Source organism: Mesorhizobium sp. M0243, assembly GCF_040321775.1.
In the GTDB taxonomy this organism is placed as follows: domain Bacteria; phylum Pseudomonadota; class Alphaproteobacteria; order Rhizobiales; family Rhizobiaceae; genus Mesorhizobium.
The window spans coordinates 130354-148133 of the sequence record NZ_JAMYSF010000008.1 but is presented as its reverse complement, the minus strand read 5'-3'; the positions used below and the strand labels follow the sequence as shown (position 1 = coordinate 148133).

Annotated in this window: 22 protein-coding genes; 16 read left to right on the top strand and 6 right to left on the bottom strand. The window is 63.2% G+C overall.

What is annotated here, in order from left to right; all coding sequences use genetic code 11:
* Positions 1–91 precede the first annotated feature (91 nt).
* Positions 92–1066 carry a Bug family tripartite tricarboxylate transporter substrate binding protein gene (locus tag NKJ11_RS13375; protein ID WP_128303197.1) on the bottom strand — a complete coding sequence of 325 codons (975 nt, stop codon included), beginning with the start codon at positions 1064–1066 and terminating at the stop codon, positions 92–94.
* Positions 1067–1249: 183 nt separating this feature from the next.
* On the opposite strand from NKJ11_RS13375, the gene NKJ11_RS13370 reads away from it, so the two are divergent.
* Positions 1250–2020, top strand: coding sequence for an IclR family transcriptional regulator (locus tag NKJ11_RS13370; RefSeq protein ID WP_023812555.1), 771 nt, complete (start codon positions 1250–1252; stop codon positions 2018–2020).
* A gap of 142 nt (positions 2021–2162) precedes the next feature.
* On the opposite strand, the gene NKJ11_RS13365 is transcribed toward NKJ11_RS13370, so the two are convergent.
* Entirely contained in the window at positions 2163–2696 is a 534-nt protein-coding gene (locus tag NKJ11_RS13365) for a GNAT family N-acetyltransferase (protein ID WP_352793489.1), read from the bottom strand.
* Between the two features lie 200 nt (positions 2697–2896).
* On the opposite strand from NKJ11_RS13365, the gene NKJ11_RS13360 reads away from it, so the two are divergent.
* The 4 genes from NKJ11_RS13360 (at position 2897) to NKJ11_RS13345 (ending at position 6535) form a co-directional block, all read left to right on the top strand.
* Positions 2897–3352 (top strand): DUF2214 family protein, encoded by a 456-nt coding sequence (locus NKJ11_RS13360; protein ID WP_352793488.1) that lies wholly within the window; start codon positions 2897–2899, stop codon positions 3350–3352.
* A 135-nt stretch (positions 3353–3487) separates the two neighbouring features.
* Complete coding sequence (locus tag NKJ11_RS13355) at positions 3488–4465, top strand: tripartite tricarboxylate transporter substrate-binding protein (RefSeq protein ID WP_352793487.1); 978 nt, start codon at positions 3488–3490, stop codon at positions 4463–4465.
* A 77-nt stretch (positions 4466–4542) separates the two neighbouring features.
* Positions 4543–5016, top strand: a complete 474-nt coding sequence (locus tag NKJ11_RS13350; protein WP_352774395.1) for a tripartite tricarboxylate transporter TctB family protein — start codon at positions 4543–4545, stop codon at positions 5014–5016.
* A 10-nt stretch (positions 5017–5026) separates the two neighbouring features.
* Positions 5027–6535 carry a tripartite tricarboxylate transporter permease gene (locus NKJ11_RS13345; RefSeq protein WP_023812550.1) on the top strand — a complete coding sequence of 503 codons (1509 nt, stop codon included), beginning with the start codon at positions 5027–5029 and terminating at the stop codon, positions 6533–6535.
* Position 6536: 1 nt separating this feature from the next.
* On the opposite strand, the gene nth is transcribed toward NKJ11_RS13345, so the two are convergent.
* A complete protein-coding gene (nth, locus tag NKJ11_RS13340; RefSeq protein ID WP_023812549.1) occupies positions 6537–7361 on the bottom strand; it encodes an endonuclease III in 825 nt (274 codons plus the stop codon).
* A 22-nt stretch (positions 7362–7383) separates the two neighbouring features.
* Between nth and NKJ11_RS13335 the strand changes: the two genes are divergently transcribed.
* The 9 genes from NKJ11_RS13335 (at position 7384) to NKJ11_RS13295 (ending at position 14153) form a co-directional block, all read left to right on the top strand.
* Positions 7384–7878, top strand: coding sequence for a DUF2244 domain-containing protein (locus NKJ11_RS13335; protein WP_352793486.1), 495 nt, complete (start codon positions 7384–7386; stop codon positions 7876–7878).
* 124 nt (positions 7879–8002) lie between these two features.
* Positions 8003–8878 (top strand): methylated-DNA--[protein]-cysteine S-methyltransferase, encoded by an 876-nt coding sequence (locus NKJ11_RS13330; protein WP_352793485.1) that lies wholly within the window; start codon positions 8003–8005, stop codon positions 8876–8878.
* 220 nt (positions 8879–9098) lie between these two features.
* The gene (locus NKJ11_RS13325) at positions 9099–9569 is read left to right on the top strand and encodes a hypothetical protein (protein WP_023812546.1); all 471 of its coding nucleotides are present in this window, start codon (positions 9099–9101) and stop codon (positions 9567–9569) included.
* A gap of 20 nt (positions 9570–9589) precedes the next feature.
* Positions 9590–9982 carry a hypothetical protein gene (locus NKJ11_RS13320; protein WP_023812545.1) on the top strand — a complete coding sequence of 131 codons (393 nt, stop codon included), beginning with the start codon at positions 9590–9592 and terminating at the stop codon, positions 9980–9982.
* On the top strand, positions 9949–10461 hold the full coding sequence (locus NKJ11_RS13315) for a hypothetical protein (protein ID WP_023812544.1): 513 nt from the start codon (positions 9949–9951) through the stop codon (positions 10459–10461). The genes NKJ11_RS13320 and NKJ11_RS13315 overlap by 34 nt, the downstream gene beginning before the upstream one ends.
* Positions 10436–10918, top strand: coding sequence for a hypothetical protein (locus tag NKJ11_RS13310; protein WP_023812543.1), 483 nt, complete (start codon positions 10436–10438; stop codon positions 10916–10918). The genes NKJ11_RS13315 and NKJ11_RS13310 overlap by 26 nt, the downstream gene beginning before the upstream one ends.
* A gap of 152 nt (positions 10919–11070) precedes the next feature.
* Positions 11071–11976 carry a ribokinase gene (locus NKJ11_RS13305; protein ID WP_352793484.1) on the top strand — a complete coding sequence of 302 codons (906 nt, stop codon included), beginning with the start codon at positions 11071–11073 and terminating at the stop codon, positions 11974–11976.
* Entirely contained in the window at positions 11977–13425 is a 1449-nt protein-coding gene (locus NKJ11_RS13300) for an amidase (protein WP_352793483.1), read from the top strand. It abuts the gene before it with no gap.
* Positions 13426–13538: 113 nt separating this feature from the next.
* Complete coding sequence (locus tag NKJ11_RS13295; RefSeq protein ID WP_352793482.1) at positions 13539–14153, top strand: LysE family translocator; 615 nt, start codon at positions 13539–13541, stop codon at positions 14151–14153.
* A 157-nt stretch (positions 14154–14310) separates the two neighbouring features.
* Here NKJ11_RS13295 and NKJ11_RS13290 read toward each other — a convergent pair whose 3' ends face one another.
* Positions 14311–15252 (bottom strand): nucleoside hydrolase, encoded by a 942-nt coding sequence (locus NKJ11_RS13290; protein ID WP_023812539.1) that lies wholly within the window; start codon positions 15250–15252, stop codon positions 14311–14313.
* 315 nt (positions 15253–15567) lie between these two features.
* Between NKJ11_RS13290 and NKJ11_RS13285 the strand changes: the two genes are divergently transcribed.
* Together NKJ11_RS13285 and NKJ11_RS13280 are read left to right on the top strand one after the other, a co-directional pair.
* On the top strand, positions 15568–15993 hold the full coding sequence (locus NKJ11_RS13285) for an Hsp20 family protein (RefSeq protein ID WP_023760739.1): 426 nt from the start codon (positions 15568–15570) through the stop codon (positions 15991–15993).
* A gap of 121 nt (positions 15994–16114) precedes the next feature.
* The gene (locus NKJ11_RS13280) at positions 16115–16369 is read left to right on the top strand and encodes a BQ00720 family protein (protein ID WP_023760740.1); all 255 of its coding nucleotides are present in this window, start codon (positions 16115–16117) and stop codon (positions 16367–16369) included.
* Positions 16370–16436: 67 nt separating this feature from the next.
* On the opposite strand, the gene ptsN is transcribed toward NKJ11_RS13280, so the two are convergent.
* Together ptsN and hpf are read right to left on the bottom strand one after the other, a co-directional pair.
* Positions 16437–16901: a PTS IIA-like nitrogen regulatory protein PtsN gene (gene ptsN / locus NKJ11_RS13275; protein ID WP_013529589.1), complete on the bottom strand. Its 465-nt coding sequence runs from the start codon at positions 16899–16901 to the stop codon at positions 16437–16439.
* 105 nt (positions 16902–17006) lie between these two features.
* Positions 17007–17591: a ribosome hibernation-promoting factor, HPF/YfiA family gene (gene hpf / locus NKJ11_RS13270; RefSeq protein WP_013529588.1), complete on the bottom strand. Its 585-nt coding sequence runs from the start codon at positions 17589–17591 to the stop codon at positions 17007–17009.
* Positions 17592–17780: the final 189 nt, after the last annotated feature.

Below are 17780 nucleotides of genomic sequence, written 5' to 3'. Positions count from 1 at the left end.
AGCCGACCGCATCCGCAGTTTCGCCGCATCATATGTCCATGCGGCAGGCGAGATGGGAAGGGGGCGGCACTCTAACCGCCCCCTGAAGACATCAGGCGAGGCCGAGATCCTTGAGGATCGCGGTGATGCGGGCCGTGTCCTCGGTGAGGAATTTTGCGTAGTCGTCGCCAGTCAAAAGGATGGGCGTCCAGTTGCGGTTTTTGCACTCGGTTGCCCATGCATCGCTCTTGGCCATGGTCTCGATCATTGTGACCATCGCCGCCTTGTCGGCGTCGGAAATGCCCGGCGGTGCGAAGACGCCGCGCCAGTTGAACAGCTCGACATCGATGCCGGCCTCCTTCAGCGTCGGCGCATCGATGCCGTCCTGGCGCTTGTCTGCCGAGATGGCGAGCAGCCGCAGCGCGCCCGCCTTGACCTGCTCGGAGAACTCGCCAAAGCCGGAGATGCCGGCCGCGACCTGGTTGCCGAGCAGCGCCGACAATGCCTCACCGCCGCCGGCGAACGGCACGTAGGACAGGTTTGTCGCCGGCACGCCGACCGTCTTGGCAATCAAGCCGAACAGGATGTGATCCGAACCGCCGGCGGAGCCGCCGGCGACGGGAACTTTTGTCGGATCGGCCTTGAGCGCGGCGACGAAATCAGCGGCCGTCTTGAACGGCGACTCCGCCGGCACGACCAAGGCCTCGAACTCGCCGGTGAGGCGGGCGATCGGGGTGACTTGCGTCAGATTGTTCGCGGCCTTGTTGGCAATGATGGCGCCAACCATGACCATGCCGGCAACCATCAGGGAATTGCCTTTGCCGTTCCACTGGCTGATGAATTGCGGCAGCCCGACAGTGCCGCCGGCGCCGCCGACATTGGTGATCTGCGAACCCGAGATGAGCTTTTCACTGCGCAGCACCTGGTCGATCGTGCGCGCCGTCTGGTCCCAGCCACCACCGGGTGCGGCAGGCACGAAGAGCTGTATCTGGGGCGCGCCTTCGGCGAAAGCGGGAGAAAGATGCGACGTCATCAGCCCGGCACCCACGGCTGCGGTGCTCATCAAAAATCTGCGTCTGTTCAGCATGGGGATTCCTCCAAATCACGACACCTCCTCCGGTGCCCGCCAAAACGCGCCTGCATCCAGACCCGTCATCGATTTCAAGCAGATGTTACGGAGTTCTGTCAACGGAAACGATATTCTACTGGACAGAACGATTTGGCGGCGCGACAGAGTCGCGTGCTCGGCTTTCTTCAAACTGGAACCGCCATGGACTCGCCAAGCAAATCGGCAAATGGGGAAATAGATCGCACCTCGGCGGACGGTGTTGCCGCGCTTGATCGGGCCATTGCCATCCTCGATGCCTTCACCACGGATGACCGGTCGCTCAGCCTGGCCGAAATCGCGGCGCGCACCGGCCTCTACAAGAGCACCATCCTGCGGCTTGCGAATTCCCTTTTGCGCGGACGATTGCTCGAGCGCCTCGACAACGGGCGCTACCGCGTCGGACCCGCGACCTTTCGGCTCGGTGCGCTCTACCAGCGTTCGGTCGTGGCGGTCGATATCCTGCTGCCGATCATGCGCGATCTTTCCGAGCGAAGCTGGGAGAGCGTTGCCTTCTATGTTCGCTCGGGCGATGTCCGCACCTGTCTCTACCGCGTCGAATCCAAGCACCCGATCCGCTACACGATACGCGAAGGCGACGTATTGCCTTTGCTGCTGGGCTCGGGCGGCCGCGTGCTCGCAGCGTTTTCGGGCCAGCAGGGCGAACCCTACGAGACCATCCGCAAGACCTGCAACTGCCTCGCCGTGGGCGACCGGGACCCCGAGACGGGGGGCGTGTCGGCGCCGGTGTTCGGCCCAGGAGGCGTCCTGCTCGGCGCCTTGACCCTGGCTGGGCCCAGCACGCGCGTCGACGCGGCATTTCTGCAGCGCATGAAGCGTCCGCTGCTCGAGGCGGCGGCCCGCGCCACCCGCGCCTTCGGCGAGGACGCCTCCATGCTGGAGCGGGCAAGCCTGGCAGCGGACGCCATGCCGTAGAATGCGTCCCGGTTGGAAGGCTCGCTCAGGGTCAATTTGACCAGAACCACACGGCGGTTCTTGGCGGGGCCCGCCTCGTCATCATTGCTGGCGACAGGCGCCATCATGCCGGCGCCGGCAGCGGGCAGCCTCGCCGCTCAGGTCACCGCGCCAGCAGGATGGTCGGAGTGTCATGATAGGTGGTCTTCACCACTTCCCGGTAACCGCACTTGGCAGCCACCCTCAGCGAAGCGCCGTTTTCCGGATCGATGATGCAGACGGTCTTCTCGCGCCCGAAAATCGCTTCGCCCCACGCCAGGACGCGGGCAACCACCTCGGTGGCGAAGCCCGCCCCGTGCACGGCCGGAACCAGCGCCCACCCGGCCTCGGGAATGCCTTCGATCGATGGTTCCATGTCGCGCTTCAGATCGTGAAACCCGGCCTCGCCGATGAAGCGCCCGGTCGCCTTCTCCTCGATCGCCCAGAAGCCATAGCCGAGCAGCGACCACAGGCCGGCGTGACGCAGGAAGCGCATCCAGCTCTCTTCGCGCGTGCGCGGCTTGCCCCCGATGAAACGGGTGACCACTGGATCGGTCCACATCGCGGCATAGGCGTCGAAATCGTCCAGCCGGTGTGCCCGCAGGATGGTTCGCTTCGTTTCGATGACAGGAGCGCTGGTCGCTTGTGGACTGTTCATGGGATCTGCCTCGCACGGATCGTCAGCGCTTAGCAAATCGCCGGTGCTGCGCAAGGGGCCAAGGCAACACGGCCCATCATCCAGGCGCCGCTATGGGAATTTTGTGAGACGGTGTTATTTTTCACGGCAGGCTGATTCAACACCTGCCAGCGCGACCTTTTTCAGGCGCGCATTGGCGCAGTCAAACCCAGGGAAAGAGCATGGACACCACCGATCTTGTGCTTGCGATCTTCCATCATCTGCTGGTGTTTTCGCTGGCGGGGATCATCGGCGCCGAATTCGTCCTGATCCGCGGCGACCTGGGCTCTGCGACGCTCAAGAGGCTCGCCGGCATCGACCGCCATTACGGCGTCATCGCCGCGCTGATCATCGTCGTCGGCGTCGGCCGCGTCTTCTATGGCCTCAAGGGTTGGGAATTCTACGTCTACAACTGGGTGTTCTGGGCCAAGATAGCGGCGTTCGGCACTGTCGGCCTGCTGTCGATCATCCCAACCGTCCGCTTCATATCCTGGAACAGGCAGGCGAGCGGCAATGCCTCGTTCCAGGTGCCGGCGGCCGAGCTTGCGTCCGTGAAGACCTACATCCGAGCCGAAGCTTTCATCTTCCTGCTCATCCCGGTCTTCGCGGCGGCGATGGCGCGCGGCTACGGCTACTAGGAGAGGGCCGATCAGCAGTTTGCCGTTTGCCTCCGCTTGCAATCTGTTAATTTGCGCTAGTTGTTGCTCCATCTGCAGGGTGTTGAGAGGACCCCGCGCAGCGGTTGGAGATTTACGTATTGGGAGGAGATCACGATGAGAAGATTTGTCGCCACTCTGGCTGCTGCCGCGGCCGTCGCGCTTTATGGGTTCACTGCCGGCGCGCAGACCTATCCCGAACGCACCATCACCGTTGTGGTGCCTTTTGCGGCCGGCGGCCCGACCGACACGGTCACGCGCCTCGTCGCCGAAGCCATGTCGAAGGATCTCGGCCAGCAGGTCATCGTCGAGAATGTCGGCGGTGCCGGCGGCACGCTGGGTGCCGGCCGCGTCGCCAACGCCGAGCCTGACGGCTATACGCTGCTGCTCCATCATATCGGCATGGCGACAAGTGCGACGCTGTACAGAAAGCTCGCCTACGACACGCTGAACGCCTTCGAATATGTCGGCCTCGTCACCGAGGTGCCGATGACCATCGTCGGCCGCAAGGACCTGGAGCCGACCGATCTCAAGGGATTGGTGGAGTACGCCAAGGCCAACAAGGATTCCATAACCGTCGCCAATGCCGGCATCGGTGCGGCCTCGCATCTGTGCGGCATGCTGTTCATGAGCGCCATCAAGACGCCGCTGGTCACCGTACCCTACAAGGGCACCGGCCCGGCCATGACCGATCTCCTCGGCGGCCAGGTCGACATCATGTGCGACCAGACGACCAACACCACCAAGCAGATCCAGGGCGGCACCATCAAGGCCTATGCCGTCACCTCGCCGGAGCGCCTCGATGTGCTGAAAGACGTGCCCACGACGGTGGAAGGCGGCCTTCCCGAAGTGCAGGTCGGCATCTGGCACGGTCTCTATGCACCCAAGGGCACGCCGGCCGGGATCACCGAACGCCTGTCGAAATCGCTGCAGGTCGCGCTGAAGGACCAGAACGTCGCGGCCCGCTTCGCCGAACTCGGCACCAAGCCGTCGCCCGAGGCCGATGCGACGCCCGCCGCACTGAAGGCCAAGCTGGAAAGCGAGATCGCGCGCTGGAAGCCGATCATCGAAGCCGCCGGCCAGTACGCCGACTGAGGTTTGAACAGGGGCGCCACCAGCGCGCCCCTGTTCGCTCGGCATCCGCTAGCCACTGCGGGCTTGGGAGAACCATCATGAAACCTTTCGCGATCGACAGGGCCAACGGCCTGTGCGCCGCCCTGTTCATCGGTTTCGGCGCATGGTTCGCGCTGCAATCGCTCGGCCTCGAAATCGGCACCGCCTTGCGCATGGGTCCAGGCTATTTTCCGCTGGTCCTGGCGATCGTGCTGATCCTGCTTGGCGCCGTCATTCTCGTCCAGGCCGTACGCGTCGGGGGCGAAGCAATCGGGTATATTGCGTGGCGCGGCATGCTGCTCATCCTGCCTGCTCCGATCTTCTTCGGCCTGACGGTGCGCGGCCTCGGCTTCATCCCGTCGATCTTCCTGACGGCGTTGATCGCGTCGTTTGCCAGCCGCCGCATGAAGCCGTTGACCGCGCTCGTGCTGTCGGCCGGCCTGACATTGTTTGCGTACCTCGTCTTCAGCTACGCGCTCGGCCTGCCGTTCCGCCGCTTCGGCCCGTGGCTGGCCCCATGGTTGGTGTCGTGAGGCGATGAGCATGGATCTGCTCGACAACCTCGCGCTCGGTTTTTCGACGGCGACGTCGCTGACCAACCTCGGTTTCTGCCTGATCGGCGTCCTTCTCGGCACGCTGATCGGCGTCCTGCCCGGCATCGGCGCCACCGCGACCATCGCCATGCTTTTGCCGATCACCTTCCAGATCGGCGACCCGGTTTCCTCCCTCATCATGCTCGCCGGCATCTATTACGGTGCCCAATATGGCGGCTCGACCACCGCCATTCTCATCAACATGCCTGGCGAATCCTCGTCCGCCGTCACCGCGATCGACGGCTACCAGATGGCCAGGAACGGCCGCGCCGGAGCGGCCCTCGCGATCGCGGCCATCGGCTCGTTCTTTGCCGGCACGGTGTCGACGTTCCTCGTCGCCATCTTTGCCCCGCCGCTGACGGCGATCGCGCTGAAATTCGGCGCGGCCGAGTATTTTTCGCTGATGATCGTCGGCTTGGTTTCGTCCGTCGCGCTCGCCCACGGCTCTATCGTCAAGGCCCTGGCCATGGTCGTGCTCGGCCTGCTGCTCGGCATTGTCGGCACCGACATCTACACCGGCACGCCGCGCTTCACGCTTGGAATCCGGGAATATGCCGACGGATTGAATTTCGTTGCGGTGGCGGTCGGCGTCTTTGGCGTCGCCGAGATCCTGCGCAACCTCGAAAACGAGGATGAGCGTTCCGTGATGATCCGCAAGGTCACCGGCCTTATGCCGACCCGCGAGGACTTTCGGCGCATGGCAGCGCCCATCGTGCGCGGAACAATCATCGGTTCGGCGCTCGGCATCCTGCCGGGAGGCGGCGCGATCCTGGCAGCTTTTGCGTCCTACACGGTCGAAAAACGCGTCTCGAAAAACCCGCAGGAGTTCGGCAAGGGCGCCATCGAAGGCGTCGCCGGACCGGAATCGGCCAACAATGCCGGTGCGCAGACCTCCTTCATCCCGATGCTGACGCTCGGCATTCCAGCCAACCCGGTCATGGCGCTGATGATCGGCGCCATGATCATCCAGGGCATCGTGCCCGGCCCCAATGTCGCGACCGAACAGCCGGCGCTGTTCTGGGGCATCATCGCCTCGATGTGGATCGGCAATCTGATGCTGATCATCCTCAACCTGCCGCTGATCGGGCTTTGGGTGAAGCTGCTGACGATCCCCTACTACGTGCTTTTCCCGATCATCATGGCGTTCTGCTCGATCGGCGTCTACAGCGTCAACAGCAACGTCTACGACCTCTACGCCGTCGCCTTCTTCGGCTTCCTCGGCTACCTCCTGACCAAGCTGCGCTGCGAACCGGCACCGCTGCTGCTCGGCTTCGTGCTCGGCCCGCTGCTCGAGGAAAACCTGCGCCGCGCCATGATCCTCTCGCGCGGCGACCCAAGCACCTTCGTGACGAGACCGATCAGCGCCGGCCTGCTGCTCATCGCGCTCGCCGTGCTCGTCATCGTCTTCCTGCCGGCGGTCAAGAAAAAGCGCGAAGAGGTGTTTGTGGAGGAGAGTTGAACTACGTCGTCGTTCCGCTTCGGTCCTGTATCTCTTCGACAGGATCGAGCGGTGCGATCGGCACCAGCGGTGCTGGCACATCGGTCGTCTTGACCTCGGCCTTGCAGATGTCGGCGATGACGCAGGCCGGGCAATCCGGCTTGCGCGCCTTGCAGACGTAGCGGCCATGCAGGATCAGCCAGTGATGTGCATGGCGCATATATTCGTCCGGAATGATCTTCAACAATCCCTGCTCGACCTGTTCCGGTGTCTTGCCGGGCGCCAGCCCGAGCCGGTTGCCTATGCGGAGAATGTGCGTGTCGACCGCCATCGTGTGCTGGCCGAAGGCCATGTTGAGCACGACATTGGCGGTCTTGCGCCCGACCCCGGGCAGCTTGACCAATTCATCGCGACTGTCGGGTACCTCGCCGCCATGGTCGCGGATCAGCGCCTGCGACAGCGCAATCACATTCTTCGCCTTGTTGCGCCACAGCCCGATGGTGCGGATATATTCGCCGACCCTTGCCTCCCCCAGCGCCAGCATCTTGTGCGGCGTATCGGCGGCCTTGAACAGCGCCCGCGTCGCCTTGTTGACGCCGGCATCCGTCGCTTGCGCCGACAGCACCACCGCGACCAGCAGCGTGAAGGCGTTGACATGTTCGAGCTCCCCCTTCGGCTCGGGCCGCTGGACGGAAAAGCGCCGGAATATCTCGTTCACTTCGGCCGGGCTGTAGCGTGACGCGCTTCGCACCGGCCGCGGACGCGGCTTGGCGTTCGACCCATCGCTTCGTGCGGGCAACAGCTCTTTTTTGGACAGGGAAGAATCTTTGGACTTGGGGCTTGCCATTTCCCTCCTATAATATCCCCTCATGAGCGACACAAACGCCTCGTTTCAGGCCGACGAGCCATTCTTTCAGGCGCTACTCACCCCGCACCGGTCGCTGGGCCGGACAGGCTTCTTCATCCTGATGGGCGCGCTGCTGTTCGGCTGGCTGGTGACAGGCGCGTTTTTCCTGTCGCGCGGCGCCTGGCCGGTGTTCGGCTTCTTCGGCCTCGACGTGGCCGCCGTCTACATCGCCTTTCGCATCAACTATCGTGCCGCTCGCGCCCGCGAAGAAGTCTCGGTCTCGCGCACCAGCCTCGACATCCGCAAGACAGCGCCTTCGGGGAAATCGGAAGCGCATCGCTTCAATCCGTTCTGGGCGCGGTTTTCGGTGGCCCGTCACGCCGAGATCGGCATCACAGGGATGACGGTGGAAGGCCAAGGGCAGAACGTGCCGATCGGATCGTTCCTCGACCCCGATTCCCGCGAGAGTTTTGCCGCCGCCTTTTCGCGGGCGCTGGCGACCGCCAAGGCACGCTGAGCCAGCCACGAGCGACTCCAGGGCTCGAATCCCGTGTCCATCTGGGTATGCGCCGCAAGAAGGCAAGTTTCGGGTGGCGATCGACGCCCCGAGGGGCGATATTCCGGCTCAAGGAGACAGTTCCATGAGCACACACACCGCGGTCCTCAAAAAGGACATCACGCCTGAAGGCAGCGACTACGAAATCGTGCGCCGTGCCATCGAGAAGATCAGTCTCGACTATCGTGATCAGCCTTCCCTTGAAGAGCTGGCCGAGGAGGTTGGCGAGACGCCGACCGGATTGCAAAAGCTCTTCACCCGCTGGGCCGGCCTGTCGCCCAAGGCGTTCCTGCAGGCGGTAACACTGGACCATGCGCGCAAGCTGCTCGATTCCGGCATGCCGTTGCTCGAAACATCCTTCGAACTGGGCATGTCCGGCCCCGGTCGGCTGCACGACCTGTTCGTCACGCATGAGGCGATGTCGCCGGGCGACTACAAGACGCGCGGCGCCGGACTCACCATCCGCTACGGCTACCATCCCTCGCCGTTCGGCACTGCCCTGATCATGGCGACCGACCGCGGGCTTGCAGGCCTCGCCTTCAATGATCCGGGCGAGGAGCGCGCCGCCTTTGCCGACATGTCCAGCCGCTGGCCGAACGCCATTTATGTCGAGGACATGACTGCTACAGGCCCCTATGCCGCGCGCATCTTCGATCCGACGCTGTGGCGCCCCGACCAGCCGCTACATGTCGTCATGATCGGCACCGATTTCCAGGTTCGTGTCTGGGAGGCGCTGCTCAAGATCCCGATGGGTAAGGCCCGCACCTATTCCTCGATTGCGGCCAGCATCGGCGCACCGTCCGCCAGCCGTGCGGTCGGTGCGGCCAACGGCGCCAATCCGCTCTCTTTCGTGGTGCCTTGTCACCGCGCCATCGGTAAATCAGGCGACCTCACCGGCTATCACTGGGGCCTGACCCGCAAGCGCGCCATTCTGGGCTGGGAAGCCGGACAGGTATCGTAATATCGATTTTTTTCGATATTAGGAAGAAAACCATGGGTATGTCGGCGTTATTAAGTATAAGCGCGATTTCCACTGTGGTTTTCGCCTTTGCAACCGAGGACAACCTCCGGTTCCTGTAATTGTTATTTCGAGCCTTTATTTTAGGTAACTCTAAATTAACCACGATAAAGTGATGATACCCCATGTTAATCCGGACGATCCGGCTTGATAGGAGGTCCCGATGACGTTGTTTCGCGCCGTCTGCGGCGCAGCTCTGCTGGTTGCCAGCATCGACGAGGCCGCGCTGGCCACGACGCAGAATGTCATATTCAATGGTACGATCGCGCCCACCTGCACACTTGTCGTTGCCACCAACGGCACGATGACGGCCAGCCCCGATCTCCAGTCCCTCAGTTCGCACAACAGCGGCGGCTCGGCTGGAACCGTGACGCTGACGACGACCGGAGGTGTGTCGCTGAGTGTCGACCCGGTCACCACCATGACGGTGCCATCGGCAGACAGCACGTCGACGACCTGGACGCCCACCTACTCAGCCGCCGGCGCGCATGCCATCGGTGAGACCGGCTCGGCAAGCAGCATCACCACCCCCGGCGCCGACCTCGTTTCGGTCCACCTCGCCGGCACCAAGGGCGGCAGCAATCGCTTCGCCAACGGCAATTATCAGGCAACGGTAACGCTGCGCTGCGAATGACGCGAGCGAAGGAGGGGGTCGTGAAACATGCTCGAATCCTGGCGACGGCACTGGCCGTCGGATTGGCGCCCATTGCCGCCAAGGCCCAGTCGATGTCGCCGATGCGTGGCGAGATCAACAGCTTCACCGACGTCTTCGCGGTTCGCGTCTTCCCCGCCAATCCCTACGACCGGAAGATCCGGGTCGAAATCCATGTCTACGATCAGGATTTTCAGCCGGTAGATGCCAGAATCTCTCCAGATATATTCCAGCTGGCTTCCCAGGCCTCCCGTTCTGTCCTTGTGGTTGTGCCTTTTGACGGCGCTGCCGAGCGTAAAGTGCGTATCTGTACCGAAAGCATCCCCTTTCCCAATCAACAGACGCAGATAAGGGCACAGATATGCGGAAAGTTTTTTGGGCGCCGCAAGTCCTGACACTGGCGCTCGCGGCTGCTTGGGCGGGTGCGTCGCCGGCCGGGGCCGAGGACGTCTACAACCTTAACCAGAATGAGAGCGGCTTCAACCTGCCCGGCGTCACCTTGCCCCAGGGCCAGGACGAGGTCCATGCCGCGGACGGTACCACTTGCCGTTCCGCCGTCTCCGGTTCCGGCGCTTATGTCGATCTCGGCGTTATCAGAGGCAACAGCCAGTCGGACAACAGCGTTGCCACCTATGGTCGGGTGGTGATCCCGATCGGGCGCACGCCGAAGCGCGTCGATTGCAGCCGTCTCTATGAGCTTGAGGTCGAGCGCCTGCAGTTGGAACTGAAGCTCCTCAAAATGGGCCTCGGCGCCGACGGCCAGACGGCGAGCGTGGCTGCCAGCACTTCTACGGCCGCGTCACCGGGGTGGGCCAACGAAGGCTGGAGCATCAGGACCGGAAGTGGTGATGGCAAGAAAAAGAAGAAGCAGTAGTCGCGCGCTGCTTGCGATGGCAGCACTTGCCGGTTCCTGCCTTCCGGTGCAGGCGGCGATCATCGGCACCTGCACCATCATGGTCGGGGCGTCCGGAACGATGAAGGCCAATCCCGCCATCAGCATACTGGGCTCCAAACAGGCAGGCGGATCGAGCGCCAGCGCCACCGTGGTGGCAAGCTCCCTGTTGTGCTCGATACTTAATTTGCTTGACTGCTATTCGGTTTCGGCGCCGGCGCCTGCCGCATTCTCGTCCGCGCCGAGCGGCGGCGGCACCAACGTGACCTTCGCTTCGGTCTTCCGCCTCGATGGCTCGGGGGCAGATGTCAACGGAAGTGTGCCGCAGAGGGTTGCCAACGGCACCCACACGATGCAGGTCGACCTCACCGCCACCAGGTCGAGCGGTATCTTTCCCGCCGGCAACTATCAGGGCACGGTCACCCTGCGCTGCGAATAAGGCCACGACACCCCAAATCGGGCTGGACCATGCGCGTGGTCTGGCAAGCCGCGGCCTTACAGGTTAGCTTCCGCGCAATCGGAACGACCTGGGTTCGCTTGGACGCACAAGGATGCTCCGACATTTGAATTTGCGTTGCCAGGAGGCCTTGCTTGATTATCGTCATCGGTTCGATCAACCTCGACCTTATTGCCAAGGTCGACCGCTTGCCGAGCCCCGGCGAGACGGTAGGCGGCTCGGCCTTCACCACCGCGCCCGGGGGCAAGGGCGCCAACCAGGCGCTGGCCGCCGCACGCGCCGGCGCCTCGGTGCGCATGGTCGGCGCCGTCGGCAGGGACAGCTTCGCAGCCGAGGCACTGGCATTGCTGCGCGACGGCAAGGTCGACCTGTCCGGCGTTGCCGAGACTCACGCCTCGACCGGCACGGCACTGATCATGGTCGCCGACGACGGCGAGAACATCATCGCCGTGGTGCCGGGCGCCAACGCTTCCGTGGTGCCCGGCGATCTCTCCAAGGCCTTTCTGAAAAAAGGCGACGTCGTGCTGCTGCAAAATGAGATTCCGCTGGGCACCGTCGATGCCGCCCTCGACCAGGCAAGGACGGCCGGCGCCATCACCGTGCTCAACACAGCGCCGTTCCAGGGGCAAGCAGCCGGCTTTCTCGGCAAGGCGGACTATGTCGTCGCGAACGAAACCGAGTTCGACCTCTATGGCGAAGCGCTGTCGTTGCAAGGCCGCGACCGGGCGGCCCGCATGCGCGACTTTGCCGGAAAGACCGGCCGCACCGTCGTCGTCACGCTCGGCGGCGACGGCGTGATGGCGGTGACACCGACCGAGTTCCTGGCCGTTCCTGCGCGCAAGATCACCCCGGTCGACACGGTCGGCGCCGGGGACACGTTCTGCGGCTATTTCGCCGCCAGCCTGTCGTCGGGCCTCACGCTCGAACAGGCGCTGGCGCGCGCCGGCGCGGCCGGCTCGCTGGCCTGCCTGAAGCCTGGCGCCCAACCGGCGATCCCGCTGGCCAAAGACGTCGATCAGGCGCTGCAGGAAACCCGTTAAATGCTGCGTCCTCAAACGAAACATGCCGTGCCGCCGGCAGGCGACATCTGCCGCCTGTCCGCGGTCGAGCTCGGCGGCGTGATCCGGGAGAGAGAGCTTTCCGTGCGGGAGGTGGTGGCGGCATTCCTCGATCGCATCGAGGCGGTCAATCCGCTGGTCAACGCCATCGTCTCCTTGCGCGATCGCGCCAATATCCTGCGCGAAGCCGATGCGGCCGATGCCAGCCCAACACGAGCCAGAACCGGCCCGCTCTTCGGCCTGCCCATCGCCATCAAGGATCTCGCCTCGACCACGGGCCTCAGGACCTCGTTCGGCTCGCCGATCTTCGCTGATTTCGTGCCGCAGGAAGACGATTTCTTCGTCGAGCGCATCCGCAATGCCGGCGCCATCATCATCGGCAAGACCAACGTCCCGGAATTCGGGCTTGGTTCCAACACCTATAATGCCGTGTTCGGGCCGACGCTGAACGCCTTCGATCCGGCCCTGACCGCCGGCGGCTCGAGCGGCGGCGCGGCGGTGGCGCTGGCACTCGACATGGTGCCCGTCGCCGATGGCAGCGACTTCGGCGGCTCGCTGCGCAATCCCGCCGCCTGGAACAATGTTTTTGGCTTCCGCCCATCGCAAGGACTTGTTCCCGGCGGACCCGATTTTGAAGTCTTCCATGCGCAGATGGGCGTCGACGGGCCGATGGGCCGCAACGTCCGTGACATGGCGCTGCTGCTCGATGTGCAGGCCGGTTACCACCCGCACGCGCCATTGTCCTACGAGAAACCCGGCTCGTTCCTCGAAGGGCTTGGAATACCGGCAACTGCTGGCCGCATCGCCTGGCTCGGTGACCTCCACGGTCATCTGCCGGTTGAAACAGGCATTCTCGGCCTGTGCGAGGCGGCACTCGGCCGCTTTGCGGAAGCGTCCTTCGCGACCGAACCGTTGCTGCCGGATTTCGATTTCGAAGCGCTGTGGCAGGCCTTCGTGACGCTGCGCCAGGCCAGCAGCGGCTGTGCGCTCAAAACCCACTATGACGATCCCGCGAAGCGCGGCCTGCTCAAGCCGGAAGCCATCTGGGAAGTGGAAAACGCAATGCGGCTGACGGCGCCGCAGATCCGCGCCGCCTCCGTGACCCGTACATCCTGGCATCGCACGCTGCTGTCGATCTTCGATCGCTATGATCTGATTGCGCTGCCGACAGCGCAGGTCTTCCCCTTCGATGTCGATACACATTGGCCGCGTGAGATCGCCGGACGCGCAATGGACAGCTATCACCGCTGGATGCAGGTTTCCGCCTTTGCGACCTTGGGCGGCTGCCCGGCGATCAACGTGCCGGTCGGCTTCGACGACAAGGGTAGGTCGATGGGCATGCAACTGATCGGCCGGCCACGCGGCGACCTTGCCGTGCTGAAGGCGGCAGCCGCCTATGAGGCGACGCTGCCCTGGCCGACCGGCGCCTGAACCGGGCGGACTGGCGTGTCGCAGGGCGCTAGGTAGCGGCTTGCACCGGCTGCGCTGCTATGCATTGATTATCCTAAGCCGCGCCGCCTCGGCGGTATTCCTGGGGAAAAATCATGTCGCTCGAACTCTACGCCGCCTATGTCCTCGCTTGCATCGTCATCATCCTGGTGCCCGGTCCGACGGTTACGCTGATCATCGCCAACAGCATTCGCCATGGCTCGCGCGCCGGCCTCGCCAATGTCGCCGGCACGCAGGCCGGGCTTGCCGTGATGATCGCTATCGTCGGCATCGGCCTCAACACGCTGATCGCAGGCATGGGCCACTGGTTCGAATGGGTCAGGCTGATCGGCGCCGCCTATCTGATCTGGATGGGCGTGCAGATGTTCCGTTCCAAGGGCACGCTGAATGCCGATGGAACGGCGAGAAAGCCGCGCGGCGGCTTCTTCCTGCAGGGCCTGCTGGTGGCGCTCAGCAATCCCAAGACGCTGATTTTCTTCGGCGCCTTCTTTCCGCAGTTCATTTCGCCGCAAGGCAACTACTCGCTGCAGATCGCCGTCATGGGCCTCACCGCCATGATCTTCGCCGCCTTCTCGGATTCGACCTATGCGCTGGCCGCCGGCCGCGCCGGGCGCCTGTTGTCGGCCGGGCGCATAAAACTTCTGTCGAGGATCAGCGGCAGCTTCATGGTCGGCGGCGGCCTTTGGCTGGCGTTTTCAAAGGCGAAGTAAGGTGTGCCTCTTCCCTCGCCCCGTTTATGGGGAGAGCGTGGTCGCGAAGCGATCGGGTGAGGGGCAACGCCGGGTCTGCAGACAAAATATTAACGTTTGTGCCGCCCCTCATCCGCCTGCCGGCACCTTCTCCCCGTGAACGGGGAGAAGGAAGAACCTACAGCCGCCCCAGCCTCTCCACCAGCAACGCGAAAAAGCCGTCATGGTCGATGTCGCGCATCACCATGGCGTTCTTCGGCCGTTTGGTGACGCCCCACCAGTCGATCACGGTCATGCCCATGGTGAGCTCGGAGGCCGTTTCCACGCTGACGTTGCAGTTGCGGCCCTTGAACAGGTCCGGCTTCAACAGATAGGCGATGACGCAAGGGTCGTGCAGCGGGCCGCCGTCGGTGCCGTATTTCTCCTCGTCAAAGCGCTCGAAGAACTCCAGCATCTCGGCGGTGGCGGTGCCGACCTTGGTGCCGAGCGTGCGGAAGGTTTGCGTGCGCTTGGCAGTGGTCAGCGCCTTATGGGTGACATCGAGGGGCATCATCACGATCGGGATGCCGGATTTGAGCACGACATCGGCGGCCTGCGGATCGACGTAGATGTTGAATTCGGCGGTCGGGGTGACGTTGCCGCCTTCGAAGAAGCCGCCGCCCATCAGCACGATTTCCTTGATGCGTGGTGCGATGCGCGGCTCGCGGATCAGCGCCAGCGCAATGTTGGTGAGCGGGCCGAGCGCGCAAAGCGTGATCGTGCCGCTTTCTTCGCTCATCAGCGTCTGGACGATGAAATCGACCGCGTACTGGTCCTGCAGCTTCATCGTCGGTTCGGGCAGTTGCGGTCCGTTGAGACCGGTCTTGCCATGCACTTCCTCGGCGGTGACCAATTCGCGCATCAGGGGCCGGATGGCGCCGGCATAGACCTTGATGTCCGGACGGCCAGCCAACTCGCAGATCTTGCGGGCATTCTTTTCGGTAAGCTTCAGCGGCACGTTTCCGGCAACGGCTGATATGCCGACGATCTCCAGTTCGGAGCTGCCGAGCGCCAGCAATATGGCGACGGCATCATCCTGACCGGGATCCGTGTCGATGATGATCTTGCGTGACTGGGGCATTTCAATTCCTTGTTTGGCGAGGTCGTGGGCTTGAACCGATCCGATCGAAGCATCCAAATGACGCCGAAGCGGCCGCGAGCTGCCACGCCGAACCGCTCGACCGGGGAAGACAATCCCCGACCTGCGCGCTTCTCCTTGCATCTGCTCGCCGTTTCAAGCGCCATGTCGGTCATTCCTGTGAGTCCACGCCTGGTCTTTTTGGGCGGGTCTGTTGACGGCTTGAACTTGGTCGCGGGGCGGACCATATCAAGGCCATCGGGAAAAATGCCATCTGGGTTTTTCCACTTTATGTCGCTCTTGAGAGGACAGTGTAACATGAGCCGAATGACGCCCTTTTCCAGCCCGCTTCTCCTTGGTTTCGACGCCATGGAAAAGACCCTGGAACGCTTGGCGAAATCCGGCGACAGCTACCCTCCCTACAACATCGAACGCCTCAGCGGCGCCGACGGCAAGACCGAAAGGTTGCGCATTACATTGGCGGTCGCCGGTTTCGCCGAAAGCGATCTCGATGTCACCACGGAGGAAAACCAGCTGGTCGTGCGCGGCCGTCAGACCGACGACACCGAGCGCGAATTTCTTCATCGCGGCATCGCCGCGCGCCAGTTCCAGCGCTGTTTCGTGCTGGCCGACGGCATGCGGGTGATCGCGGCGGAGTTGAAGAACGGTCTTTTGTCGATCGACCTCGATCGGCCGGAGTCCGAACGGCTGGTACGGAAAATAAACATATCGGTGAAAGACTGATCGTTACCACTGCATCGGCCGGAAAATCGGCACCGATTTTTCGAAAGCACGATGCAGCAAATTGAATGGCTCTCATGCGGGATGGCCTTGAGCGGCGTCCTCGCGCCAAGGAGGCTTTGAAATGACCAGAACTGAAAACATCACCATGACCAATGGCGAATTCGCTCATCTCGGCGAAGGCTCGGTCGCTTATCTCAGAAAGGTCTCGAGCGACGAATTGCTCGGCCGTTTCCCCAATCTCGGCGAAATCGCCCCCGGCATGGAACTGTGGGCGCTGTTTGCCGCCAATGGTCAGCCGATCCTGCTTTCCGATGCGCGTGACCGCGCTCTGGCCGGCGCCATGGAAAACGACCTGACCACCGTCGCCATTCACTGACAGCGATTCCGGCTGAAACGGAAAAGGGCCGCCCATGGCGGCCCTGTGGCGATATCATTCTCGAAATTCAGGCCGCGTGCGAAGCCTGGGTGTCCGACAAAAGCGCGTGGATAGCGGCGGCGTCGCGCGTACCCCTGATCTTGGCCACCGTGTCGGCATCGCGCAGCACCCGCGCGATGCGCGACAGTGCCTTGAGGTGGTCGGCGCCCGCCCCTTCCGGCGCCAATAGCAGAAACACGAGATCGACGGGCTGATCATCCAGCGATTCGAAATCGACAGGCGTCTCCAGCCGGGCGAAAACACCTGCGATGCGCTTCACGCCGGCCAGCTTGCCGTGCGGAATGGCGATGCCGTTGCCGACGCCGGTCGAACCCAGCCGCTCACGCTGCAGGATGGTGTCGAACACCTCCCGCTCCGGAATGCCGGAAATCGCCGCTGCCCGTTCGGACAGCAATTGCAGCAGCTGCTTCTTGGAGTTCGCCTTCAACGCCGGCAGTATCGCCGGAACGTTGATAAGATCGCTCAGATCCATGCTTGAAAATCCCTTGTTCGCCTGCCGTCACCAGTCCCCACCCCTCGTGCGGCCGGCTCTTATCCCAGTGCGACCGTGGTCGTCACATCCGTGCGACCTTTGTCGTCACGCTTGCGCGACCTTGGTCGTCGACGGGTCGATCCAGCCGATATTTCCATCGGGTCGGCGATAGACGATGTTGAGATGGTCGGTTCCCGCATTGCGGAAGACAAAGACCGGGCTGTCCTTGGTGTCGAGCTCGATGACCGCCGACGCCACCGACATGGTCTTCAGCGTCATGGTTGATTCGGCGACGATGGCCGGCGCGAAATTCTCCGGAATGTCCTCGTCGTCATCGGCAAGCGGCGCCATCACCGTGTAGGCTATGTCGGTCGGCTGGCCGTTGGCGGCGCCCGAATTGTGCGATTTCAGCCGGCGCTTGTAGCGCCTCAGGCGGGTTTCCAGACGATCCGCCGCGGCCTCGAAGGCCAATGTCGGATCCTGGGCATCGCCGGTGGCCTGCAGCGAAGCGCCGGAATCCAGCCGGATCATGCAGTCCGCCGAATAGCGCGAGCCCGATTTGATGACCGTGACATGTCCGGCAAAGCCGCGATCGAAATATTTGCCGATCGCTTCGCCGACGCGATCATTGATGCGTGTCCGAAACGCATCGCCGATGTCCATGTGTTTTCCCGATATGCGCAGATTCATCTGAAAACTGACCTTCCTGCTCAGGCTTCAAACTGGCCCGAGTTTATACTCGTGATCCGTGCGCACAAGCTTTGCGGCGTCACTTGCGCCGATTTTAAATCCAAACTTTCCGGTTGATCACAAGCCGCCCTTTGACCGTCCCGAGGCCAACGTCGTGACGGACCATCCGCATGCGGGCATCTAGCCCGT